Annotated in this window: 23 protein-coding genes; 15 read left to right on the forward strand and 8 right to left on the reverse strand. The window is 61.6% G+C overall.

Annotated features, from left to right (window positions below; genetic code table 11):
- The first annotated feature begins 330 nt into the window (after window positions 1-330).
- The 7 genes from E8L22_RS08720 (at window position 331) to E8L22_RS08750 (ending at window position 5853) form a co-directional block, all read left to right on the forward strand.
- Window positions 331-801, forward strand: a complete 471-nt coding sequence (locus E8L22_RS08720) for a hypothetical protein (RefSeq protein WP_136524764.1) — start codon at window positions 331-333, stop codon at window positions 799-801.
- Between the two features lie 253 nt (window positions 802-1054).
- Window positions 1055-2023: a polyprenyl synthetase family protein gene (locus tag E8L22_RS08725; protein WP_136524765.1), complete on the forward strand. Its 969-nt coding sequence runs from the start codon at window positions 1055-1057 to the stop codon at window positions 2021-2023.
- A gap of 231 nt (window positions 2024-2254) precedes the next feature.
- Window positions 2255-2515, forward strand: a complete 261-nt coding sequence (locus E8L22_RS08730; protein ID WP_246044579.1) for a hypothetical protein — start codon at window positions 2255-2257, stop codon at window positions 2513-2515.
- Between the two features lie 290 nt (window positions 2516-2805).
- On the forward strand, window positions 2806-4167 hold the full coding sequence (locus tag E8L22_RS08735) for a sigma-54-dependent transcriptional regulator (RefSeq protein WP_136524766.1): 1362 nt from the start codon (window positions 2806-2808) through the stop codon (window positions 4165-4167).
- Window positions 4167-4682, forward strand: coding sequence for a TlpA disulfide reductase family protein (locus E8L22_RS08740; protein ID WP_136524767.1), 516 nt, complete (start codon window positions 4167-4169; stop codon window positions 4680-4682). The genes E8L22_RS08735 and E8L22_RS08740 overlap by 1 nt, the downstream gene beginning before the upstream one ends.
- 53 nt (window positions 4683-4735) lie before the next feature.
- The gene (locus E8L22_RS08745; protein WP_136524768.1) at window positions 4736-5452 is read left to right on the forward strand and encodes a cytochrome c biogenesis CcdA family protein; all 717 of its coding nucleotides are present in this window, start codon (window positions 4736-4738) and stop codon (window positions 5450-5452) included.
- Window positions 5449-5853 carry a VOC family protein gene (locus E8L22_RS08750; RefSeq protein WP_136524769.1) on the forward strand — a complete coding sequence of 135 codons (405 nt, stop codon included), beginning with the start codon at window positions 5449-5451 and terminating at the stop codon, window positions 5851-5853. Before E8L22_RS08745 ends, E8L22_RS08750 begins: the two co-directional genes overlap by 4 nt.
- Window positions 5854-5857: 4 nt before the next feature.
- Here the strand turns inward: E8L22_RS08750 and E8L22_RS08755 are convergent, their stop codons facing one another.
- Genes E8L22_RS08755 through lptF form a run of 3 tightly spaced genes read right to left on the reverse strand, consistent with a single transcriptional unit; the run spans window position 5858 to window position 9048 of the window.
- On the reverse strand, window positions 5858-6748 hold the full coding sequence (locus E8L22_RS08755; RefSeq protein ID WP_136524770.1) for an IPT/TIG domain-containing protein: 891 nt from the start codon (window positions 6746-6748) through the stop codon (window positions 5858-5860).
- Window positions 6749-6805: 57 nt separating this feature from the next.
- Window positions 6806-7888, reverse strand: a complete 1083-nt coding sequence (lptG, locus tag E8L22_RS08760; RefSeq protein WP_136524771.1) for an LPS export ABC transporter permease LptG — start codon at window positions 7886-7888, stop codon at window positions 6806-6808.
- Window positions 7885-9048 (reverse strand): LPS export ABC transporter permease LptF, encoded by a 1164-nt coding sequence (gene lptF, locus E8L22_RS08765; protein ID WP_136524772.1) that lies wholly within the window; start codon window positions 9046-9048, stop codon window positions 7885-7887. Before lptF ends, lptG begins: the two co-directional genes overlap by 4 nt.
- A 99-nt stretch (window positions 9049-9147) precedes the next feature.
- Between lptF and E8L22_RS08770 the strand changes: the two genes are divergently transcribed.
- The 7 genes from E8L22_RS08770 to E8L22_RS21515 all read left to right on the forward strand — a co-directional run bounded on the left by E8L22_RS08770 (window position 9148) and on the right by E8L22_RS21515 (window position 18567).
- Window positions 9148-9831: a Crp/Fnr family transcriptional regulator gene (locus E8L22_RS08770; protein WP_136524773.1), complete on the forward strand. Its 684-nt coding sequence runs from the start codon at window positions 9148-9150 to the stop codon at window positions 9829-9831.
- A 215-nt stretch (window positions 9832-10046) separates the two neighbouring features.
- Window positions 10047-11669 carry a sensor histidine kinase gene (locus tag E8L22_RS08775; RefSeq protein WP_136524774.1) on the forward strand — a complete coding sequence of 541 codons (1623 nt, stop codon included), beginning with the start codon at window positions 10047-10049 and terminating at the stop codon, window positions 11667-11669.
- Window position 11670: 1 nt separating this feature from the next.
- A complete protein-coding gene (locus E8L22_RS08780) occupies window positions 11671-12045 on the forward strand; it encodes a response regulator (RefSeq protein WP_129124502.1) in 375 nt (124 codons plus the stop codon).
- A 68-nt stretch (window positions 12046-12113) separates the two neighbouring features.
- On the forward strand, window positions 12114-14624 hold the full coding sequence (locus E8L22_RS08785) for a mannose-1-phosphate guanyltransferase (RefSeq protein WP_136524775.1): 2511 nt from the start codon (window positions 12114-12116) through the stop codon (window positions 14622-14624).
- A 37-nt stretch (window positions 14625-14661) separates the two neighbouring features.
- A complete protein-coding gene (locus tag E8L22_RS08790; protein WP_136524776.1) occupies window positions 14662-16857 on the forward strand; it encodes a glycoside hydrolase family 57 protein in 2196 nt (731 codons plus the stop codon).
- An 83-nt stretch (window positions 16858-16940) separates the two neighbouring features.
- On the forward strand, window positions 16941-18401 hold the full coding sequence (glgA, locus tag E8L22_RS08795) for a glycogen synthase GlgA (RefSeq protein ID WP_136524777.1): 1461 nt from the start codon (window positions 16941-16943) through the stop codon (window positions 18399-18401).
- Between the two features lies 1 nt (window position 18402).
- The gene (locus tag E8L22_RS21515; protein WP_198420130.1) at window positions 18403-18567 is read left to right on the forward strand and encodes a hypothetical protein; all 165 of its coding nucleotides are present in this window, start codon (window positions 18403-18405) and stop codon (window positions 18565-18567) included.
- A 75-nt stretch (window positions 18568-18642) separates the two neighbouring features.
- On the opposite strand, the gene E8L22_RS08800 is transcribed toward E8L22_RS21515, so the two are convergent.
- From E8L22_RS08800 to E8L22_RS08820, 5 genes are all read right to left on the reverse strand, one after another.
- Window positions 18643-19668 (reverse strand): hypothetical protein, encoded by a 1026-nt coding sequence (locus E8L22_RS08800; protein ID WP_136524778.1) that lies wholly within the window; start codon window positions 19666-19668, stop codon window positions 18643-18645.
- 73 nt (window positions 19669-19741) lie between these two features.
- Complete coding sequence (gene pgeF / locus E8L22_RS08805) at window positions 19742-20545, reverse strand: peptidoglycan editing factor PgeF (RefSeq protein ID WP_136524779.1); 804 nt, start codon at window positions 20543-20545, stop codon at window positions 19742-19744.
- 50 nt (window positions 20546-20595) lie between these two features.
- Window positions 20596-21564 carry an RluA family pseudouridine synthase gene (locus E8L22_RS08810; RefSeq protein ID WP_136524780.1) on the reverse strand — a complete coding sequence of 323 codons (969 nt, stop codon included), beginning with the start codon at window positions 21562-21564 and terminating at the stop codon, window positions 20596-20598.
- Between the two features lie 99 nt (window positions 21565-21663).
- Window positions 21664-21927, reverse strand: coding sequence for a hypothetical protein (locus E8L22_RS08815; RefSeq protein WP_129124495.1), 264 nt, complete (start codon window positions 21925-21927; stop codon window positions 21664-21666).
- 60 nt (window positions 21928-21987) lie between these two features.
- Window positions 21988-23421, reverse strand: coding sequence for a DegQ family serine endoprotease (locus tag E8L22_RS08820; RefSeq protein WP_136524781.1), 1434 nt, complete (start codon window positions 23419-23421; stop codon window positions 21988-21990).
- Window positions 23422-23587: 166 nt separating this feature from the next.
- Here E8L22_RS08820 and E8L22_RS08825 point away from each other — a divergent pair, with 166 nt between their 5' ends.
- On the forward strand, window positions 23588-24187 hold the full coding sequence (locus tag E8L22_RS08825) for a helix-turn-helix domain-containing protein (RefSeq protein ID WP_136524782.1): 600 nt from the start codon (window positions 23588-23590) through the stop codon (window positions 24185-24187).
- The last annotated feature ends 385 nt before the right edge of the window (window positions 24188-24572 follow it).

The raw sequence follows: 24572 nt of genomic DNA on the forward strand, positions 1-24572 counted from the left end.
CTCTCTCATGTGCGTCGGGGCATCATACCATAGATTAAATTTTGTTCAAGCAAAGCGGGAGGGAGCCCCCGGGCGTCGCTTTTCTGTGCCTGGGGGGCGGCGTGAGCTTGCCCGCCCAAAGTTGTCGCTCTTTGCACACCGGCCCCGTTTTTGTGCAAGGTGTGAACAACGGGGAAGGGCGTGCCCGAGGCCCCGTGCTGCCTCTGGCTCTATAAAAAGTAGCGTGGTTACGGCGCCTTATGCGGAGTTGTGTTCGGGGCGCCGAATTGGTACGGCTGTTGTAAAGCAAAGGGTGCAACGGAGCTTGATACCGTCACTGGGAGGTGGGCCATGGTGGACAAACATGCGGGCGCGTGTATGGAAGGCGACGGGTTCGGCGCGATGGAGGTGGTACTGGTCAAACGGCAGCACCCTCCTCAGGGGGAGCGTGTCGCCGTGGTGCTCACCCTGGCCTGCGACCCGGACGTCTGGCGACTGGTGAACGAGGATATGGACGAGATCGCTGCCAACCTTATGAGGGTACGAAAGATGAACACCGAAAAAAGGATACATGTAGACGAGAATGCACGGCTTTTCCAGGGGAGTCTCGAGCCGTTTTTCACCCTCATTTCCGCGACCGCGAAGGAGCACGTCATGGACAAGCTCTCCGCCTCGCTCAGAAAAGCGCTGCTGCTCATGGCGATGGAGCGCTACGACTGTAATCGCGAGAAGGTCTGTCGGGCCCTGGGTCTCACCAGGACGAAATTGGACAAGGAACTGAGACGCTGCGGACTGCTGGCGCAGGATCAGCAGGCGGCGTGAAACAAGGGGCGGGCCGCGAGGTCCGCCCTCTTTTTTGCCTTTATTTTCAACCCTATCTCCTCATCCCTCCATTCTTTCCGCCCCTTTCCTGTAGACGAAATGCCTTGAATAATGAATGTGATTTTGTTAGAGTGCTGCGTCGTTTCCCATTAAAATTGCCAGCCCGGCTGGCACTGAAAACGGCGCGAATTCGTGCCGTTCATATTTTTGAGCGTTATACGCCGTAGCGCTAGTCGCAGAACCGAGGCCTGATATGGATGCAGCGCTTGCCCTCATCGGGGAAGACCTGAAAAACGTGGAACTGCAGTTCAAGAAAGACCTGCAGTCGGATGTCCCGCTGATACGCAAGGTGGGTGAATATGTACTTTCCAGCGGCGGGAAGAGGATCCGCCCGGCCCTGGTGCTTCTGGCCGCCAAGTTGTGCGGCTACGGCGGTGACCGCAGCGTCCCGCTCGCCAGTGTGGTGGAGTTCATTCACACCGCGACGCTTCTGCACGACGACGTGGTGGACAACGCGAACCTGCGGCGCGGTCAGGCTTCCGCCAACACCCTCTGGGGTAACGAGGCCTCCGTCCTCGTCGGCGACTTCCTGTTCTCCAAGTCCTTCTCGCTCATGGTAGCTGACGGCGACCTCAACATCCTGAAGGTTTTGGCCGACGCCACCACCATCATCGCCGAAGGCGAGGTGCTGCAGCTCGTATGCACCAGCGATCTCGACATCACCATCGAACGCTACATCGACGTGGTGCGGAGCAAGACGGCGATACTGCTCTCCGCCGCCTGCGAGGTGGGCGCCATCCTCGGGGGCGCCGCTCCCGAACTCAGACAGGCAATGGCTGACTACGGCATGGACCTCGGCATCGCCTTCCAGCTCATGGATGACACCCTCGACTACACCGCCAGCGAGGAACAGTTCGGCAAGAGCATCGGCCACGACCTCGAGGAAGGGAAGATCACCCTGCCGCTCATCCATACGCTGAAGCTCTGCAGCGATGAGGAGCGCGACCTGGTTGCCTCGGTGGTGGAGAAGGAGCTTCTATCCGACGAGGACTTCGAGCAGGTGCTCGCCCTCGTGCAACGCTACGGCGGCATCGAGCACACCATCGAGTCCGCGAGGGAGCACGTCGTTCTTTGCAAGGGACACCTGGCGAAGTTCCCCGCCGGCCCGGTTCGCGAGGCTCTGGCGGAACTCGCCGACTACGTGGTCACCAGGGTCAAATAACCGTCTCAAGCCCCGCCATATAGCGGCGCTTCGATCCCGGATTTCGAAAAAAGACATACCCCTTCCGCTTTGTCACACCATTAATGAGCGCCGGTTACCCGGCGCTCATTTGTGTTTTCAAGGTATCACGGGCTTTTTGCCGTTGCTGTCCATCTGCCCGGCTCCTTGGTGCGGTTCTTGCTCTCTGAGCCTGACTTCATTTTATGCGATGCGTTTTTTTGGGGAGGGGATGTGGACGAAGAGATGTTGCTGCACTCGTCTGAGTTGGAAGTTAACGGTGAAACCTTCAGCATAAGCGTCTTCTGCAGCGCTGCCGGCCGCTTCTTCGCCAAGACCTGCCTTGGCGAGGACGACTTCATCATCACCGACGGCCCTTCGCTGACGGAGACCCTTAAGCGTCATGAGGATCTGTTGCCGCTCGCGGTGGGGACCCGCGAACTGACCCAGTGCTACCTGGGTAACCCGCGCAGGCCCAGAGGGCGCCGCCTGTAACGAAAGGCCGTGGCCCCCTCGGGCAGAACGGCCCCTTTTCCTGCGCCACCTCTCGGGTGGTGCTCGGCCTCCTTTTTTCTTTTTCCCGCCTTATAGATGCGCGGCACCTTTCGCGCCGCTCACGCCCGCTTCCCTGCCGCTTGACTCCCCAAGCCCCGCTGTCCCGTGTCCGAAATGAGAAGGTTGGCGGGGGACTGCTCATTATAAAAAGGGTTGCCCTGCCCCGGCAAATCGGTTACAAATTGACGTTGGCGTTCCATTAATATCCCGTCACCCTGGTCAGGAATCCCATGCCTCCAAAGATTCTCATCATCGACGATGATAGTTCGCTGCGGCGCGTTCTCGAGTACAACCTGGAGCAGGAGGGGTACCACGTCTACACAGCTGAGGACGGGGCGGCCGGCCTGAGACTTTTCGAGGAGAAGTCGCCCCAACTGGTGATCACCGACCTGAAGATGCCGGGGATGACCGGTTTCGAGGTGCTCTCGGCAGTCAAGGAGCGGGCCCCGGCAACGGTGGTGATCGTGCTTACCGCCTTCGGCGCCATCGATACCGCGGTGGAGGCGATGAAACTCGGGGCTTTCCACTACCTCACCAAGCCGTTCAACCGTGAGGAACTGAAGATCACCGTGCTCAAGGGGCTCCAGCTCCAGGGGCTCTCCGAGGAGAACCGCCTGCTGAAGGAGGAGCTCTCGGGGCGCACGGAATTCAACAGCATCGTGGGCACCTCCCGCGCCATGGAAGGGGTGTTTTCCGTGGTGCGCAAGGTGGCCGACACCGAAGCCACCGTCCTCATCACCGGCGAGTCGGGGACGGGCAAGGAACTCGTGGCGCGGGCCATCCACTCCGGCAGCTCGCGTCGGGAAGCCCCCTTCATCGCGGTGAATTGCGCCGCCATTCCAAAGGACCTCCTGGAAAGCGAGCTTTTCGGGCACGTGAAAGGCGCCTTCACCGGCGCCATCCGTGACAAGGAAGGGAAGTTCCAACTGGCCGACGGCGGCACCATCTTCCTCGACGAGGTGGGGGATCTCCCTCTCGAACTGCAGCCCAAGCTCTTGAGGGTACTGCAGGAGCGCGTGGTGGAACCGGTCGGCGGAACTTCGCTCCAGAAGATCGACCTGAGGGTGGTCGCCGCCACCAACGCCGATGTCGAGCGCTCCATCGCCGAAGGGAAATTCCGCGAGGACCTCTACTATCGACTCTGCGTCATCCCGATCCAGCTCCCGCCGCTAAGAGAGCGCATCGAGGACATTCCGCTCCTGATCCGGTATTTCTGCGCGAAGTTCGGGGCCGAAGGGGTCACCTTCACCAAGGAGGCGCTTGCGCGGCTCAAGGAGTACGCCTGGCCCGGCAACGTGCGCGAACTGGAGAACACGGTGGAGCGCCTGCTGATCATGCGGGAGGGGGACCAGATCGGGGTGGACGAACTCCCCGGTAAGATCTCCGCCGTCGCACCTCCCGCCGAAGGAGGGGTGCTCCGCCTCCCGGCCGGCGGGTATTCCCTCGAGCAGCTCGAGATGGAGGCGGTCATGGAAGCGCTCAACCGCTGCGACTGGAACCAGACCGCGGCGGCCAGATTCCTGCGCATCCCGCGCCACACGCTGATTTACAGGATGGAAAAATACAGTATCGTACAACCGGGGAGGAAATGATGAGGCGTTTGTTCGGTTTATTGTTGCTGGTAGCGCTTTTTGCCGGCGTTGGGTGCACCAAGAAGGAGGCCGCGCTGCCGGCCACGGAAGGAAACCCCGCCCCGGAATTCACGCTTAAGGACCTCTCCGGAAAGTCGGTGCAGCTCTCCTCCCTCAAGGGGAAGGTGGTGCTGGTCAACTTCTGGGCCACCTGGTGCCCCCCCTGCCGCGAAGAGATCCCCTCGATGGTGAAGCTGAACCAGGCGATGCAGGGTAAAAACTTCCAGATGCTCGCCATCTCCATCGATGAAGGTGGCAAGGGGGCCGTCGAGGACTTCTTCAAGCAGGGAGGCGTCACGCTCCCGGCCCTGCTGGACACCGACGGAAAGATCGCGCGCCTCTACGGGACCACCGGGGTCCCCGAGACCTTCGTCGTCGACACGAAGGGTGTCATCGTCAAGAAGGTGGTAGGTGGCATGGACTGGAGCAACCCCCAGGTGATCCAGGCCCTCGAGCAGTTGATGGCCGGCAAGTAGCAGGACCGCCCCGCGAACAGCGGGGTGCACGTAACACGCGAGGAGGAAAAAAAATGGAAACAACCAACATCAGCATGGTCGGCGCATTCGTGGCGGGCTTGCTGTCTTTTCTCTCTCCGTGCGTGCTGCCGCTCATACCGTCTTACATCACCTACATAACGGGCCTATCCTTCTCGGACCTGAACGCGGAGCACCCAAGTCACAAGGTGCGGCAGCAGACCATCATCCACTCCCTGCTCTTCATCGCCGGGTTCACCTGCGTCTTCGTCCTGCTGGGCGCCTCGGCCACCCTGGTCGGGGACTTCCTGCATGAGCACAAGACCGCCATCCGGCGCATCGGCGGCATCCTCATCGTCGTCTTCGGCATTCACGTTGCGGGCTTCTTCGACATCACCATGCTCCTCGGCGAGAAGAAGCTTACCCTGCACCGAAAGCCCGCCGGCTACCTCGGCAGCGTCGTCGTCGGCGTGGTCTTCGCCGCGGGGTGGACCCCCTGCATAGGCCCGATCCTCGCCACCATCCTGGCCGTCGCTGCCACCGAGGGACGCGGCGTCTGGCTCCTGCTTGCCTACTCCATGGGGCTCGCCATCCCCTTCTTCCTCGCCTCGCTGGCCCTGCACCAGTTCCTGATTTTCTTCAGGCGCTTCAAGCGGCACATCCGGCTCTTTGAGGTCATCACCGGCGTGTTCATGATCGTGATCGGCGTCCTGATCTTCACCAACTCCATGGTGCTGATCAGCAGCTACACGAGCGCCTGGTTCGGCGAGTGAACGGCGCCTCCATAGCCATTCAGCTCTGCGTCTCCGACCTCGGGACCACCGAGGCCTTCTACGCCGGCATCCTGGACCTGCCGCTGCAACGGCCGATCACCACGCTTGGCGCTCCTGAACACCTGCTTTTGGAGACGGAGGAATTTCAGATCATCTTCGTGGAGGATGCTGCGGTCGCGCAACTGCATCCGGTCCTGCAGGCGCGCCTTGAGGGATTCCCGCGCGGGGTGGGGATGACGATTCATCTCGCCGTGGAGGGGATTGCCGATATCTACCAGGAACTCCTCGAGGAGGACCTGGAAATCCTGTACCCCCTGGAGCGCAAGCCGTACGGCACCTATGAGCTCTGGTGCTTCGATCCGGACGGCTACCTGGTCGTCCTGGAGGAGCCGGTCGACTAAGACCTCAGGGGGCACTGATGGTGAAAAGAGGGCTTTCCTCGCCGTTTTGGTTCACCACCTGCAGGGTGATCTGCTTGGGGGTCGGGTCGTAAGGGAACCTCTGGTAGACCATCTGGTTGCACCCGCCGTAGACGAGCTGCTCACGCTCACCCACCAACTGTTTCCCTGTCGAAAGCCTCTTGCCGTCCACTACCAGCACCGATGTCTGCTGGAAATTCCGTCCCGTCACGACCAGCTCGTAATAATTCACGAACTCCCTGCCGATGGAGACGCCGGCGATTTCCGGCTTCGCATCGATGAATAGCGCGGCTGCGCCGGAGGTGGCGTCGCCCGGGTTTCTCACCTGCACCTGGTGCATCCCCGCGGCAAGCGCGGGGGCGGAGAAGGCGAGGGAAGTGGGGGAGATGATGCGGGTGCTGACGGCCGCCCCGTCGAGCAGGACGCGGGTGCCGTTGCGGAAGTTCGTGCCGTTCACGAGCACCTCGCGCTCACGGCCGGTGGCGCAGGCGGTCACCGTGTCGGGGGAGAGGGTGGAGATGACCGGCTTCTGGGCAAGCAGCACGAAGTTGAACGGACGCGTGGTGGCGCCGTCTTCCCGCTTCAGGAAGAGGGCATAGGCGCCTGGAGGAAGGTCGGGGAGCTCGAAGGTGATGATCCGGCTCCCGACTGCTGCGGCGGGGATGTCCCGCGCCCCCATGGCCACCGTCGTTGCCGTGGTGAAGCCGGTGCCGTTCAGGGTCACCGTGGCACCGGGCTCCCCTTGGGCCGGCAGGATGCTGAGCACGCTCAGGGGCTGGAGCCGCGATGACGGAGTCGGAACCGGCGCTTGCTGCGCGATTGCCGCGGTGAGAGAAGCGAGGAGCACCAGCAGGGTGATGGTAAGCGTGCGGAGCATGATCTGCCCTCCCATGAGAGGTTCATAGCAACGTTTCAAATTTTCGGCGCTCTTTGGCTAGTTGTCAATGGTCAGCGACAACCATCCGCCGGCGGCGAAGAAGATGAAGTTGGTGGCCCAGGCTGCGACGATCGGTGGGAGCAGGCCGACCTGCCCGACCGAGATGATCACCGAGTTCACGATTACGTAGAGAAAGCCTAAGCCGATGGAGAGGCCGATGCCGAAGGCAATGCCGCTCGAGCGCCCCCCGCGCAGCGCGAAGGGGATGCCGAGAAAGGCCATCACCGCGCAGCCGAAAGGGAGCGAGATCCTGCTGTGGAACTGGGTGATGTAGCGGGTGGCGTCGTACCCACCCGCCTGGATCTTCTTGCAGTAGCGGTTCAGCTCCCTGAGCGTCATGCTGTCGGAGTACTTGCCGAGCACCTTGAGGTCCGCGGGCTTCAGCTTGAGCGGCACGACGAGCTGCGGGATCTTTCCGGTATGTACCACCTCTCCCGCCACGATGTCGCGCGTCACCACGTCGTTCAGCACCCACCCCTTCGGCCCGAGCTGTCCGCTCGCTCCGTCGGTGCGCCTGAGCGGCAGGCCTGTCTTGGGCTGGACCTCCCAGATGGTGACCCCCTTCAGCTGGTTCTGCGCCGGCTCGAAGAGGCTCGCCCTGAGCACGGTGGTCCCCTCGCGGTGCCATATGTTGTGCTGCCTGAAGTAGGCCTTTTCCGCCTTCTTCATGATCAGCACCTCCTGGATGTAGCTCCGCTTTGCGTAGCTCTTTGGGATGACGAACTCTCCCAGCAGCAGCACCAGCACGCTCACCAAAATGGCTATGGAAAGTATGGGGGCGCTGATGCGAGCGAGGCTCACGCCGCAGCTACGCATGGCGGTGAGCTCGGAGCTGAGCGAGAAGGCGCCCAAGGTGAGCAGGGTGGCCATGAGCACGGCCAAAGGGGCCGCGTCGCTCAGCATCTCCGGGACTTTCAGCAAAAAGTACAGCCCCATGTGTTGCCACGAGGCACCGGCACGGGAAAAGCGGGAGATCTTCTCCATGAAGTCGACCACGAGGTAGATGGTGACGAAAGAGCCGATGCAAAGCCCCAGCATCCTCACGTACGCCTTTGCGACGTAGCGGGTAAGTATCCTCATCGCTTGCCCCCCTTGCCGAAGCGGGCCCGCACGAGCTCCTTCATTTGCGGGTAGAGGCCGGTCAGCGGAAGCGGTTCCTCGGCGGCTGTTTTCATGAAGAGATATACCCCCGCGGCGAGGAACAGGAGGTTCGGGCCCCAGCCGGAGAGAAGCGGCGGCAGGATGCCGCGCTCACCCAAAGTGTCGAAGGCCGAGAGGGCGACGTAGTAGCAGAGGATCACCCCTATGCTGAGCGAGAAACCGGAGGCCTTCCCCGAGCGGCGGTTCTGGATCCCGAGCGGCACCCCCATGAAGGTGAAGACGATGCAGGAGAAAGGGAGCGCCAGCCGGCTGTGCAACTCGAGGCTGCGCGCCAGCACCTCCTTTTTGTCGGCACCCTTCGGCGGGTGGAGCAACTCGTCGATGGTCATCTCGCTTGCCTTCTTGGGCCCTTTCGGGGCCGTGTCCGTCAGCGCCACCCGAAGCACGTACTCCTGGAACTGCACCATCCGGTACCCCCCCTTGTCCTCGGTGCGGTGGATGGAACCGTTTTTGAGCTGGAATTCCATCGAATGGGTTTTGGGGTCGGAATAGAGCGCGCCGCTTTCGGCGAAGATGGTGGTGGGGGTTTTCGGGTCCCGCTCGTCGTGGACGATCACGCCCGCCATGTTCTGGGCCTTGGCGTCCAGGGTGTCGGCGTAGATCACCATGTCCGGGAAGGCGTTGTTGAAGACCTTCTCCTTGATGGAGATGCCGGCGCTGCTCTGGGCGATCTCCAGCATGAGCGCCTTGAAGGAGCTGTTCCCCCAGGGGACGGCGTACACGGTGACCCACATGCAAAGCAGGCTCGCGAAGGCGGAGAACAGCAGCGGCGGGGGAAGCAGGCCGTAAAGGCTGATGCCGCAGCTCTTCATGGCGGTCACCTCACTGTCGCCGGACAGGCGGCCGAAAGCGAGGAGGATGGAAAGGAGCAGAGCCATCGGAATGGTGAAGAGCCAGAAGGACGGAAGCAGATAGCTCACCATGCGCAGTACGTCGGTGAAGGGGACACCCTTCTCGACCACCATCTCGGCGAGTTTAAGAAAACGCCCCATGAGCAGCACGAAGGTGAAGGTCACCATGCCGACCAGGAAAGGGGGCGGTATCTCGTTGAAAATGTAGCGGTACAGGGTCTTTTTCATGAATTCGTGATCTTACATTAGATGACCGGCGAAGTAAAGGCAGGAGCGCGGTCAACAACCTCTTGACCTCCCTTTTCTTTTTGCTGTAAAAAGGACGACATGGAAAACAAGGACATCATAAGGAAAGCGCTGCTTTTTTCGGGACTGGAGGACGAGTACCTCGTCGAAGTCGCCGACATCGCCGTCAGACGTCCCTTCGCCAAGGGGGAAACCCTTTTCACCGAGGGGGAAAAGGCTGAAGGTTTTTACCTACTCGCCTCCGGGGCGCTGAAGCTCTGCAAGATTTCGCCGGACGGCCGCGAGAAGGTGCTGCACATGGTGCACCCGGTGGAGACCTTCGCCGAGGCCGCCTTCTTCGGTGACGGCAAATACCCGGCCGAGGCCCGCGGCGTCGAGAGGGGAGAGGTCATCTTCTTCCCCAGGGGCGCCTTCATGGGGCTTTTGGAGCGTAACCCGCGCTTCGCGATGAACCTGATCGCCTCGCTGTCGCTCCTGCTGCGCCGCTTTGCCCGCCAGATCGAGGAGCTCTCCTTCGCCGACGCCCCATCGCGCCTGGCCTCCTACCTGCTCGATCTCGCCGCGCGTAAGAGCACGAGCTATCAGGGTAAGACCTATCTGGAGCTCGACATGCGCAAGGGGGAGCTCGCTTCCCGCCTCGGCACGGTGAGCGAAACGCTCTCCCGCACCTTCAAGAAGATGAAGGACGAGGGGGTCATCGAGCTGGACGGCAACAAGGTGACCATCATGCAGATGGAAAAGTTGAGGATGATAGCGGGGAAATAACCCGCTCAAAGATAACCCGCACAAAGAAGGGCTCCCGGTTACCACCGCGGGGCCCTTTTTTGCGTCCATTCGGCACGGCGGCGTAAGTCCTTCTGCGTAAATTGTTAATTAATAATTTTAAGAAAAAGTTCACCATGCGCTTGAAATGGCTATGTGGGGTGCTATACTTTGACGCGTTCGTTTGCCATAAAATGAAGCCGGACCCTGGAGGGCGCTTGGATTGGGAATGCTGTTGGAGTAGGGACCATATTGAGGCCGATCATTGCCCGTATGTGGGCGAGGGGGAGGAGGATCTCCTTTCCTCCCAGCGCCGCAGGATCGTAGAGAAATGCGTAGAGTGCCCCCGCTTCAAGAACGACCTGGCCCGGATGAAGGGCGCAGGTTATCCGCTTTCGGATGTACTCCCCTACATACTGACCGAGTTCCAGGAGCAGAAGGCCCAGATGGGGGCCATGCTGAGCTTTCTCAACAGCAGGACCCGTGAGATCAAGTTCCTGCGCGAGGTCGGCCTCGTACTGCAGAATTCCATAGACCTGGACGAGGTTCTTTCCATCGCCATGACGGCGATCACGGCGGGGAAGGGGTTCGGGATGAACCGGGCCTTCCTCCTGATGACGGACAAGGAGCGGCGCAACATCCGCGGCTACCTGGGGGTCGGCCCGCGCGACTACGAGGAGGCGTGGCGCACCTGGGAGGACATAAGCCGCAGCAATTTCACCCTGAGGCAGCTAGCGCGCGACTTCCAGAAGACGAAGCTCACCTCGGAGAAGGTGAAGTTCCACGATATCCTGCAGCAGCTCACCGTCCCCCTGGCCGACCAGGGGCACATCTTCAACCGCGCCCTGCGCGGCAAGAAGCCGATTCTGGTGGAGAACGCCCTGAACAACCCCGACCTCGACCGGGGTCTCGCCCGCATCCTGGGCGTCGACACCTTCCTGGTCATGCCGCTCATCTCCAGAAACCGCCGCATCGGCGTGATCATCGCCGACAACTGCATCACCCACAAACCGATCACCCTGCAGGACATGCAGTCGCTGGAGACCTTTGCCTTTCCGGTTGCCTTCGCCCTCGAGCGCGCCTCTCTGTACGAGCGGCTCCAGGAGGAGGTGGCCAAGCAGAAGGCGGCGAATCTGAAGCTCAGGGAACAGCAGGAACTGATCGTTAAGATGGAGAAGATGGCGCTGGTCGGCAAGATCACCTCCAGCATCGCCCACTCGATAAGAAACCCGCTCATGGTGATCGGCGGCTTCGCCCGCACCCTGCTGAAGGGGAGCAGCGCCGACGACGAGAAACGGAGCTACCTCGAATCGATCGTGCGCGAAACCCGGCAGCTCGAGGAGGTCTTAAGCGAGGTGCTCGACTACTCGGAGTCGCTCTTCCCGGTCACCGATTACTGGGATCTGAACGAACTTGTTGTGAAGGCGATGGGGGAACTGGAGGGGGTGATGAACGGGGCAGGGGTCGCCTGCCGCATGGAACTCGCCCCCGACCTCCCCGTGGTGCGCATCGATTACAAGCAGATAAGCTACTGCTTGAAAACCATCACCACCACCGCCCTCTCTGCCATGGAGCTTGGGGGGGAGCTTCACGTGGAGAGCCTCAAGGACGGGGACGCGGTGCTGCTGCGCGTGACCGACGACGGCAAGCCCCTAAGCGAGACGGCACAGGTGGCACTCACCACTCCGTTTTTCCAGACCCAGGAGCTCGGCGAGGGGGTCGGCCTTTCCCTTTGCAAATCGATCCTGGAACGGCAGGGAAACACCCTCACCATAACGAGCCGTCCCGGCGGCGGAAACACATACAGCATCAGGCTTTTGACGAAAAAGGAGAACATCTGACATGGCGAAACTGTTGGTTGTGGATGACGAGGCGAACATAAGGCTTCTGTACGCCGCGGAACTTAGCGACGAGGGATACGATGTGGTAACCGCCGGCAGTGCGCTCGAGGCGGTGGAGAAGCTGGAGTCGGAGAGCTTCGACCTCGCGGTGATAGATATCAAGCTGAAAAACGAAAGCGGCATCGAGCTTTTGCAACGCATCGTCAAGGAGCGTCACACCGTTCCGGTGATCCTTTGCACCGCCTTTTCCTGCTACAAGGACGACTTCTCGGCCTGGCTCGCAGACGGTTACGTAGTCAAGTCGAGCGACCTCCAGGAGCTGAAGGACGAGATCGCCCGCGTCCTCGCCAAGAGGCAGAAGGCGGCCTACACCTGAAAAGGCGGCTCGATCTCTACCCCATCCCGATCTGATTCGAACATCAATATGACCTGGAGGCTTCACCTATGAAGGCAGTCATCATGGCGGGCGGCTTCGGCACCCGCATGCAGCCGCTCACCTGCAACATCCCCAAACCGATGGTTCCGCTTATGAACCGCCCCATCATGCTGCACATCGTCGAGCTTTTGAAGAAGTACGGGGTGACCGATCTCGTCATGCTTCTTTATCACCAGCCGAGCGTCATCAAGAACTTCTTCCGTGACGGCGCGGACCTGGGGGTCCGCATCACCTACGTCACGCCGCTCGAGGACATGGGGACGGCCGGTGCGGTGAAGTGCGCCGAGAAGTACCTGGACGAGCGCTTCCTCATCATCAGCGGCGACCTTTTGACCGACTTCAACCTCCAGAAGGTGATCGACTTCCACGAGAGCAGCAAGGCCCTCGCCACCATCACCCTCACCTCGGTCAAGGACCCGCTGCAGTTCGGCGTGGTGATTACGGACAAGGAGAAGCGCATCACCCAGTTCCTCGAGAAGCCGGGGTGGGGCGAGGTGATCTCGGACACCATCAACACCGGGATCTACGTGCTCGAACCCGAGATCTTCAAGTTCATCCCCGAGGGGGAGAACTTCGACTTCTCGCAGGACCTCTTCCCGCTACTTTTGAAGAAGAAGTCCCCCCTGTTCGGCTTCCCGGTGAAGGGGTACTGGCGCGACATCGGCAACACCGACTCCTACCGCGAGGCGCACCACGACATTCTCAAGGGTAAGGTCGGGGTGAAGGTGGACGAGCCCAGGCGCGAGATGGCGGGGGTGGACCTGCGGGTCGGCTCCGACGTCAGGCTCAGCGAGGGGACCGTTGTGGAGGGGACCGTCGTCGTGGGGGACAACTCCCAGGTGCAGGGGGGGGCGGAGATCAAGGATTCGGTCATCGGCCGCAACTGCATCGTCGAGGCGGGGGTGAAGCTGACCCGGGCCGTGATCTGGGACAACGTCTACATAAAGAAGGGGGCCAAGATCAACGACTGCGTGGTCTGCAACAACGTGAGCGTCGGGGCGGCCACCATCATGGAAGAGGGGGGGGTGATCGCGGACGACACCTCGATAGGGGAGGAGAGCTACATAAAGCGGGACGTGAAGATCTGGCCCCGGAAGGTGATCGAGGGGGGCTCCACCGTGACCGGCAACCTCATCTGGGGTGAGCGCTGGAAGAAGTCGCTCTTCGAGGGGGAGATGATCAAGGGGCTCACCAACATCGAGCTCACCCCGGAGTTCGTCGCCAAGCTCGGCTGCGCCTACGGCACGTCGCTGCCCAAGGGGAGCCACGTTCTCGTCGGGCGCGACGCGACCCTCTCTTCCCGCATGCTGAAGAGGAGCTTCCTCGGGGGGATCCTCTCCGCGGGGGTCAACGTGCGCGACATCAGGATGGTGTCGCTTCCCATCCTGCGCTACAAGCTGCGCACCTTCGGCGAGGTGGGGGGGGTGCACTTCCGGCAGTCACTCGAGGACCCGGCCACCACCGAGATCGTCTTTCTCGACGCCGACGGCCTCGACTTCTCCTCATCCATGGGCAAGAACATCGAGCGCATCTTCTACAAGGAGAACTTCCGGCGTGCCCACCACATGGAGCCGGGGGGGATCACCGAACTCCCGCAGGTGATGGACTTCTACCGCGAGGGTTTCTTCCGCGGCCTCGAGCAGCAGATCATCAAGAGCGCGACCCCCAAGGTGGTGATCGATTTCAACCACTCGCCGGCCGGCCAGATCCTCCCGCAGATCCTGAACGATCTTGGGTGCGAGGTGATCGGGCTCAACACCTACTTGGACGAGCAGCGCGGCTCGAAGACGGTGGACGTGAAGCCGAACAGCCTGCAGCAGCTCGCGAAGATCGTTGTCACCCTCGAGGCGAAGGCGGGTTTCTGGCTCGACCCGACCGCCGAGGAGGTGGTGCTGGTGGACGAGACCGGGAGGATCTACCAGCCCGAGGAGTACTTAAGCCTCATGACCGCGCTCATGCTGAAAAGCGGCGCCCGGGGCGCCTTCGCGATTCCCGTGTCCGCCCCCTCGGTGATCGAGCAACTGGCCCAGGAAAACGGCTGCTCGGTGCGCCGCACGAAAAGCATGGACCGCTCCATGATCGAGGCGGCCATATCCCCCGAGGTGGTGATGGCCGGCTCCATGGCCGGGCGCTTTGCCTTCCCCAGGTTCCAGGCGGCCTTCGACGGCATGTTCACCATCGCGAAGACCATCGAGCTTGCCACGGCCGCCGGGGTTCCCATCTCCCGGGTGCTGAAGGAGGTGCCGAAAAGCTCCTTTCTGCAGGGGCGGGTTCCCTGCGTCTGGGAGAAGAAGGGGGGGATCATGCGCAAGATGAGCGAGGACAGCCTGGAGAAAGAGGCTTCCTTCCTCGACGGCATCAAGGTCTCCTTCGGTCAGGACTGGGTGCTCGTCCTGCCGGACCAGTACCAGCCGGTGATCCACGTGGTAGCCGAGGCGAAGGATCCAAGGACGGCGCAGCGGCTTCTGGAGGATTACATGAAGAAGGTCGAGCACTGGAAAAAGGAGCTGGCCCTGTAGCGGACCCGGCGGCCACTTCACGCCAAAAGGGGAGAGCATGACCGAAGAACCACTTTACCTCACGCTGCTTTGGCACATGCATCAGCCCTTCTACAAGGAGCCGGTCCGGGGGGAGTACCTGCTCCCCTGGGCCTACCTCCACGCGGTGAAGGACTACTACGACATGCCGGCCATCGTAGACGCGACCCCTGGCGTGAAGGTGGTCTTCAACCTGGTCCCCTCGCTTTTGGAGCAGATCCTCGATTACGCCTCTGGGGAGGCGGTCGATCCGTACCTCGACCTCGCGCGCCGCCCCCCTGCGGAGCTGACGCTCGCCGACCGCCTCTTCCTCTTGGAGAACTTTTTCTCGGCGAACCGGCGGCGCATGATCGAGCCCTACCCGCGCTACCACGAGCTTTACCGCATGGCGGGAGAGGGCGTTCCCGGAAGCGTCGCCTCCCGCGTCACACTTTTCACCGAGAGGGACCTCCTCGACCTGCAGGTCTGGTTCTACCTTGCCTGGACCGGTGAGGCGGCCCGCAACCGTTTCCCCTGTTTTCGCGACCTGATCCGCAAGGGGGAGGGGTTCGACGCGGCGGACAAGGCGCTTTTGCTCGATACCCAGCGCAGCCTCATCGCCGGTATCATCCCGCTTTACCGAAAGCTGCGCGAGGAGGGGAAGGCCGAGCTTTCGGTGAGCCCCTATTTCCACCCGATCCTCCCCCTTCTGTGCGACTCCCGCGTCGCCCGCATCGCGCAGCCGGGGGTGAACCTCCCGGGCATCCCCTTTCGCTGCCCTGAAGACGCGAAGAGTCAGTTGCGGCACGGCATCGAGAGCTTCCGCAGGCTCTTCGGCTTCGACCCGGCGGGGGTGTGGCCCTCGGAGGGGGCGTTGAGCGACGAGGTGCTGGGGATCATGGCGCAGGGGGGGCTTTCATGGACCGCTTCCGACGAGCGGCTCCTCTCCCGCACCCTGCCCGGGGGGCTCGGGCGCGAACGTGAGGCGCTCTACCACCCCTACCTCTTCCAGGAGACCGACAAGGAGATCGCGCTCTTCTTCCGGGACCAGGTCCTCTCGGACCAGATCGGTTTCACCTACTCGGACTGGGACCCGGAGCGCGCAACGGCCGACTTCGTGGCGCGGGTGAAGGAAGTGCGTCGGCACTGTCCTGAGGCGCGGGTGGTCCCGGTGATCCTCGATGGCGAGAACGCCTGGGAGCACTATCAGGAAAACGGGCTCCCGTTCCTCTCAAGGCTCTACGCGGCCCTCACCCAGACCGCCGGGGTGGAGCTCGCCACCTTCGCCGAGGTGCTGGAGCGGGTCCCGGAGCGCCGCTCCATCGGCCACATCCACCCCGGCTCCTGGATCAACGCCGACTACGGCATCTGGATCGGGCATCCCGAGGAGAACAAGGGGTGGGAGTACCTGGCGAGGGCGAGGGAGGCGGCGACCAAGGGAAGCGCGGAGGCGGCGCGCCTTTTGACCGGCGGCGAGAGCACGGACGATACGGCACGGCGCGCCTGCCGGGCCCTTTACGCGGCGCAGGGGAGCGACTGGTTCTGGTGGTACGGCGACGATCACAGCTCGGCCCACTCCGGAAGCTTCGATCTTCTGTTCAGAAGCCACCTGATCAGCGTTTACCGCCTCCTTTCGCTGGAGGTGCCGGGCGAACTGCACGAGCCGATCAAGCGCCAGCGTCCGGCCGGTTTCGTGCGCGCTCCGTCGCGGCTCATCACCCCTTCGCTGGAGACCGCGGCCGGGGACTACCTCGAGTGGCTTTGCGCCGGACTTTACGATCTGACCCGCCAGGGAGGCGCGATGCACCCCGCCGAGAACGTGCTGCAGTCCTTTTTCTACGGCTACGACCTCGAGTTCCTTTACTTCCGCATCGACGGCGTGCAATCCATGGAAAAGGTGTTGCAGCCCGGGGACGCCCTGTCGCTGCACCTGATCCGGGGGCGCGAGTACCGCGTCGAGATGCGGCCGGGTGCGGGGGAGGGGGAGCTGCAGCAGCTTGAAGAGGGACGCTGGCTTCCCTGCGGTGCCCTCGCCCGCTATGCGGTGGGACGCAGCGCCGAACTGCGCGTCCCGCTAAACGGTCTCGGGCTCGATGCCGGCGACCGGCTCACCTGCTACCTGACCCTTTCAAGGGTCGGCAATCCGCTCGGGCGTTGGCCCGCCGAGGCCCCGCTACCCATTGCCTACGCAGGTCCCGGGCTCGGGGTCGACGGGGGCGCATCCGAAGGTTCTTAAATTTTTCTTCTACAAAAAAACTTTACCCGGGGGCGCTCTTAATCTAGAATGTCCCTATAATTCCAGGGTGTTAGAGGTTTTACATGAAGATTTTGTTTGTTGCGTCAGAGGTCACTCCCTTTGCCAAGACGGGTGGTCTGGCGGATGTTGCCAGCGCCCTTCCCAAGACACTCAGGACGCTTGGTCACGATGTACGGATCATGATGCCCTTCTACTCGGTGGTCGAGAGGGGGGGGATGGCGGTGCGCAAGGGGCGCAAGAGCGCCTCGGTCATGGTGGACGGCGTCGAGAAAAAAGGGTTCCTGCGCCAGGCGGCGCTCGGCGAGATACCGGTCTACCTCATCGAGAACAAGGAGTACTTCTCCCGCGACGAGCTCTACGGCACCCCCGGCGGCGACTACCCCGACAACGCCCAGCGTTTCTCCTTTTTCTGCCGCTGCGTCTTGGAGCTCCTGAAGAAGATGGACTTCAGGCCCGACATCATCCACTGTCACGACTGGCAGACCGCACTCATCCCGCACTACCTGAAGCACGAGCGCAAGAACGATCCCTTCTTCGCAAGGACCGGGATCATCTTCACCATACACAACCTCGCCTATCAAGGGCTCTTCCCCCGCGAGGAGCTTTCCACCATGGGGCTCTCCAAGGAGTGCTTCACCATCGACGGGCTTGAGTTCTACGGCAAGATCAACCTCCTGAAGGCGGGGATCCTCGCCGCCGACAGCGTCACCACCGTCTCGGAAAACTACTGCCGCGAGATCTGCACGCCGGAGATGGGGTGCGGTCTGCATGGCGTGCTGCAGACGAGAAAGGAAGATCTGGTAGGGATCCTGAACGGGCTCGACTACGATGAGTGGAACCCCGCCATGGACAAGGAGATCATGAAGAACTACAGTCATGCCTCCCTCTCCGGCAAGATGGTGGACAAGATCGGCCTGCAGCGCCTCATGGGGCTTGCCAGTGCCCCCGACACCCCGGTCTTCGGCATGGTGTCGCGCATGGTGGCGCAGAAGGGGTTCGATCTGATTGCGGAACTGTTGCCCGTGATAGCCAAGGCGCCCATGCAGTTCGTCATGCTCGGCAGCGGCGAGGAGCGCTACGTAAAGGCGTTCACCGACATCAAGGCCGCGGGCGCACGCAACATCGCCTTCGCCGCCGGCTTCGATCACAGCCTCGCGCCCAAGATCTACGCCGGGAGCGACATGTTCCTCATGCCCTCCTTCTTCGAGCCGTGCGGGCTGGGGCAGCTGATCGCCATGCGCTACGGCACCGTCCCCGTGGTGCGCCGGACCGGCGGGCTTGCCGACAGCGTCTTCGATCCCCGTGACAACGACAAGACCCCGAACGGCTTCGTCTTCGAGGAGTACAGCGCGGAGGCGCTGTGGGAGGCGATGAACCGGGCCATCACCGCTTACCAGGACAAGGCGTTCTGGAAAAAGCTGATGCGGCGCGGCATGAGCAGCGATTACTCGTGGCAGAACTCGGTGCACAAGTACCTGGACCTTTACCGCAAGGCCCTGCTGCGCAAGGGAGGGGAGGCGTAAGGTGGAACACGAAGATCTTGACGAACTCGCCGGAGAGATCCGCCGCCTCATCGAAAGCAACAAGGAGTTCCTGAAACGGGTGAGCGACGAGGATTACGAAGACGAGGAGGAAGGGGAGACGGAGCAGGAAGAGGCCGAGGACCCGGAAGAGTTTGAAGAGCTTTAGGCCCCGCCCGGAGAAAACGGCGGTGGTCGGATGAGAAAAGGCGGCGCCGGGGAAACCCTGGCGCCGCCTTTTTAGTTACTTCGCGGGAGGCTGTTCCGGGACGATGTCGCCCGGAGTGACGGACACCGGTGTCGCGGGTACCGGCGCCGGGGCGGTCTGGATCGCCTTGGCCGGCGCGGCGGGAGCCGCCGGAACCGCCGGAGCTACAGGGGCCGCCGCAGGTTTCGCGGGCGGGTTGTAGTAGACCGGTGCTCCTCCCCCCGGGGCGGGTGCGGCTTCACGTTCCTTCTCCTTGCCCCCGAAAAGCGGCGAGTAGGTCTTCATGAGCGCAAGCATCTCCTCGAACTGCTTGACGTAAAGGGTGGAGACCTCCGGTGCGTTGGGTACCGAAGATGCCTCCGTCTTGGCGAAGGCAGCGTTCACGCCGGCCACGGTCTTGAACTTCACGTCGACCTTCTCGGTCAGGTTCGCCGCCGCCTCGTCGAAGTCAGGGTACTGAAGTGCGAAGAACAGCGGGTAGGAGAGCCTGTTCGTCTTGAAGTTCGGGTACTCCCAGATGGTGTTCCCTTCGCGATCCAGCATCTGCGCCGTCATGGAAAGGTAGTTGAAGTCGGTTTCCAGGTAGGAGAGGAGGTTGCTCGAGTAGACCTTGCCCGGTCTGGTGAGACCACTCACGGTAACAAAGAGCATGGCGTCCAGGCCGTTTTGGGCGAGGAGCTGTTTCAGCTCTTCCTTCTTCACGAAGTACTTGTTGTAGATGATCCCGGCGTCGTCGCGCCGCTCACGGTTCCAGATCAGGGTTTCGAAGAGTCTCGCCGCGTCTCCTTCAACCGGACGGACCGCATAGAAGATGCCGGTGCTCCTAAGCTTTGCGACCAGCTCCTTCTCGTTTTTCATGTTGTAGGTGCGCACGATGGAGACGATGGACTCTTTGTCGGGGTGCCTGATGTCAGATTCCGCGTCGGTGAAGATCGGGGCGACACCGATGGTGCGCACCTTTTTCTCCAGGGTTTCCTGGGGGATGTTGTAGTAGTTGTGAGCGCAGCCGAAAAGTGCGCTCGCCGTCATTACGAGCAGGGCAAATCTGAACAAGTTCCGCATCTGTGGACGCCTCCTGTAAAGGATTCTAACTCTCCGCCGTCTTATATCAGAAGCTTGGTCGGAGCGCTACAGCTTATTGCTCGGCATCGAGCATGATGAAGCCGACCTGCCGGCCGGTGTCTCCCTCGTCGCGGCGGTAGGAGAAGAAGAGCTCCTGGTTGCAGCTCACGCACTGCTCGCTCACCTGCGCGCGGTCGGCGGCAAGCCCCGCGTCGGTAAGGAGCATGCGGTTTGCGGCACCAAGGTCGAGCATCCACTTTCCTTCGCCCTTGTCGGTGGCGCAGAGCTCCCACGGGATCCCCGCCTTCTTGAAGGCGTCGCGCACCGGGGCGTCCACTTCGTAGCAGCATGCCCCGATGTGCGGCCCGATGGCAGCCTGGATGTCCTTCTTGTCACAGTTGAAGAGACTCACCAGCGCTTCGATACCTTTTCCGGCGATGTTCCCGGCGGTACCCTGCCACCCCGCGTGAAGGGCGGCGACGACCTTGCGCACCGGGTCGTGCAGCAGGATGGGGACGCAGTCCGCTACGCAGACGGCGATCATGATGCCGGGCTGGTTGGTGACGATACCGTCGCACTCGAGCTTAAGGAAGTGGGAAAGCTCGGGATTGGGCGCGTCGATCACCAGGAGGTCGGTGCCGTGCACCTGGTTCACGGTGAGGAAACGGTCCAGGGTGGAGCCCAGGCTTCTCGCGAGCAGGCTGCGGTTCCCCTCGACGTTGTGCGAGGAGTCCAGGGTGTTGCTGCCGAGGTTGAGCGAGTTGTACGGAGGGCGCGAGACCCCCTCGTGGCGGGTGGTGAAACCGGCGACGGCGCCCCCCGCGGCCGCGAAGCGCGGCTTCAGATACTGGATTTTTCCTGCCTTCTGCATTTCCATGAATGGCACCTCTTGTATGTATATGGGAGCTGTCGAACAGCCCCTCGTCCTTACTCCATATCCCCAGCTTTTTCTGTAAGGTAGGCGATGATCCCCGCCATGTCCTCCGGGAGCTCAGTGTCGAACTCGAGGTACTGCCCCGTCACCGGGTGCAGGAAGCCTAAGGTCTTCGCGTGCAGCGCCTGGCGCCCCATCGTCTTGATCATCTGTCTCAGTACCGGGTCCTTCACCTGGGCGAGCCTGCTCCCCCCGCCGTAGACCTCGTCCGCCAGAAGCGGGTATCCCGCCTCGGAGAGGTGCACCCGGATCTGATGCGTGCGGCCGGTCTCAAGCCTCAGGCGCACCAGCGTGATGCCGGGGAAGCGCGCCTCGACGCGCCAGTGGGTGATGGCGTTCTTGCCGTTTCGCGCCTTGCCCGACATCTTCTTCCGGTCCACCGGGTGGCGGCCGATGATCGACTCGATGCGCCCCTTGTCTTCCTTCAGATTCCCGTACACGAGGGCCAGGTAGATCCTCTTTATGCTGTGCACCTTGAATTGGTCGGAGAGCGCGGTGTGCGCCCGGTCGCTCTTGGCGATGACCAGAACGCCCGACGTGTCCTTATCTATGCGGTGCACGATCCCCGGACGCAGCTCGCCTCCGATGCCGGAGAGGTCCTTGCAGTGGGCAAGTAGCGCATTGACGAGGGTACCATCCTCGTTGCCGGCCCCCGGGTGCACCACCATGCCGGCGCCCTTGTTGATCACGATGACATCGGGGTCCTCGTACAGCACCTCGAGCGGGATCTCCTGTGGCTGCGGCTCGGCCGGTGTGGGAGGGGGGACGATGACGGTAACGGCGTCGCCTCCCTTCAGCTTGAGCGAGGCCTTCTGCTTCTGGCCGTTCACCGTGGCGCAGCCGTTGTCGATGAGCCTTGCCGCGGCGGAACGGGTGAGTTCGGGGACGCTGCGGGAAATGAAGCTGTCCAGCCGCTCGGCATCGGTGTCCATGGGGAAAGTTAGTTCGATGGGGTGTTCCATGTAAGGCCCTGTTTCCCTGGAGGGATATTCTGTAAAAAAAGCGCGGGCGCGTTTCGAATGGAAGCGCGCCCGAGACTGTCTAATGTTGTATTGACCTGCCTACCAGATGGATGATTCGATCTTACCCGCCCGCTTGATCAGTACGTCGACTACGGCAATGTCGAAGATGTTCGATTCCGCCAGATCCTTGGTCACTCGGGACTGGAAGTGCTCCCTTCCCTCGTTTAGTTGATCCTGCAAGAGCTCGAAGATGTTGTCATCCTTGATGCCCTGTTCGACCTTCTCGCGGTTGTACAGAGCAACATCGGAAATGATGGCCCTGGCAAGTCTTCTGGCCTGATCTGGGTTTTCTATGAGACTCATCGATCTCTCCCGGGGGGGGCAAATGTCAGGGGACACTATACGCAGTTTTTGCCGAAGATTCTATCTTAATTTTAAGGCGAAATAGATGCTGGCGTTGCCCCGGCGCACGAGCAATGCCACGGCGCCGCGGTTGGCGGCATCCTTCATGGCCTTTTGGTACTCAGCGAGGTTGCGCACCTTCCTCTGGTTCACCGACACGATGACGTCGCCGCGCTGGATGCCGCTCTCCTCGGCGATCCCCCCCGGCTCGAGGTCGCTCACCACCACGCCGGTCAGGCCCCGGCGGTGCGCATCAGGGCCTAGTTCCTCAACCGAGAGCCCCAAAACCCCGGCCTCGCGGTCCGGCCTCTGCGTCTGAGGCTGGGCCTGCGCGTTCTCCGCTGGCGTGGTGGTGACCTGGACCTTTAGCTGTTTGCCGTCGCGGTAAAGCTCCACCTCCACCTTCCTGCCGATCGGCGTTTCCCCAACGAGCCGCTGCAACTGGCGCACGTCCTTTACGGCCGTGCCGTTGAAACCGGTGATTATGTCCCCCTGCAGGATGCCTGATTTCGCGGCGGGGCCGCCGGGAACCACATCGTTGACGAGGGCGCCGCTTGCCCTGGGCAGACCGAAGGATTTGGCCATCTCCTCGGTGACCGACTGGATCGATACGCCGAGCCAGCCGCGGCTCACGTTCCCCTTGCTGATGAGCTGGGTGACCACCTGCTTCGCCATGTTCACCGGAATCGCGAAGCCGATCCCCTGTCCCGCTGCGACGATGGCGGTGTTGATCCCGATCACCTCGCCGTAGATGTTGAGTAGCGGCCCCCCGGAGTTGCCCGGGTTGATGGAGGCGTCGGTCTGGATGAAGTCCTCGTAGGTCTCGATCCCCATGTTGGAGCGGCCGGTGGCCGAGACGACCCCGACGGTGACGGTGCGGTCAAGGCCGAAGGGGTTGCCGATGGCGATGGCCCACTGTCCCACCTGCAGCTTGGTCGAATCGCCGAGTACCGCGGCCGGGAGCGGCTCCTTCGCGTTGATCTTGATGACCGCGATGTCGGTCTTCGGGTCGGAACCGATCACCTTGCCGGTGTAGACGCTCTCGTTGGAGAGCTTGACCTGGATGGTCTCCGCGTCCCTGACCACGTGGTCGTTGGTGACGATGTACCCTTCCTGGTTCAGGATGAAGCCTGAGCCTAGGCTGCTTTCCCTTCTGTACTGCGGGCGGCCCATGTCGCCGAAGAAATCCTCGAAGAACGGCGAGCCTTCAAAGAAGGGGCGCACCAGTTTCTTCTTCCCTATGGTGGAGATGTTCACCACGGACGGGGTGACTTTTTTGACAAGAGTGGTGAAGGCCTGCTGGGTGACGAGTATGTCCTTGGGAACTTCTTGGACCGGAGCCGGAACAGACTCTTTTCTGTTCGACTCGTACAGCATGGCACCTTCTTTCTTCTTGCAGGAAGTAAGGGCGGCGGAAAGGATGAGAAATAAGGCGAGCAGTCTGATGCTTTTCATTGAGCCCCTCCTTAGGAGAAAACAGGTAGAAGGAAGGAAAAAGCCTAGCCAAAAACCGGATTGATGTCAACCCCTTCCACCTTGTGATACAGACACTGTAGGAATAACTATTTACCCCTTGACGGCAGATCGCTATTTGAATATATATGCTGAACGGGGGTGCTGCGTGCAAGAGAAGATCAAGCAGGAAATCAGAGAGATGAAGCTGGGTGAGAAGGTGCGTGGACTGCGCCAGGAACAACGGCTCACCCTCCAGGCACTGGCCGACATGACCGGGTTGTCAAAGCCGCTCTTGTCTCAGATCGAAAACGATCAGGTCACACCGCCCATTGCTACCTTGCTGAAGATCGCCAAAGGACTCAAGGTGGGGATCCATTACTTCTTTGAGGAGGCGGGCGACCGGCAGAAGTTCATGCTGACCCGCGGAGACCAGTCTCCCTTGGGGACTCAGCGTCGCCCCGGCAAGGAGAACGTCCAGCAGGGTTACATGTACAAGCCGCTCGCTCCGGGCATGCGCCAGAAAAAGGTGGAGCCTTTCCTGATTGAGTTCGAGCAGCGTGAATGGGACAGCAGCCTCTTCTATAGTCACGAAGGGGTGGAGTTCCTCTATCTGCTCGACGGCGAACTGGAGTTCCACTACGCGGACGAGGTGATGCGTCTTTACCCCGGGGACAGCATATACTATGAGTCCTCCGAGCCGCATGGTTATGTTTCCGTCGGCGAGATCCGGGCCCGTGCCGTCGCCGTCCTCTATACGAAGAGCTGACGCTCTTCTGTCATCGCTGCAAAAGAAAGCGCTGCCACCGAATCGTCTGGATGCACCCGTCCATTGACGGGACGGTCGGTCGCGCTTTCTTCGTTTGACAAACTCCTTGGTGGCGTTAGTATTTGAAACTGTCACCCTCCCCGCTTAAGACAACTGCCCATTTCCCGTCTGTCTTCCGTTCCCGCAATCGAAGAGTGCCCTCGGCAGGTTGCTACAGTTCTCTTTCCGGCTATGACTGGTTGCCTGCACGTTGCAGGTTAAAGAAAATTACTCATTAAATCGTTGACGGTGCGGACGCGCTTTGTTATAAAGCTGGACTCCGCAGCAACGACGTTCTTTTCAACCGAATATTTGGACCGGCAGTCACCGTGGGAAAGTTACGGCG

The organism is Geomonas ferrireducens, assembly GCF_004917065.1.
Lineage (GTDB): Bacteria > Desulfobacterota > Desulfuromonadia > Geobacterales > Geobacteraceae > Geomonas > Geomonas ferrireducens.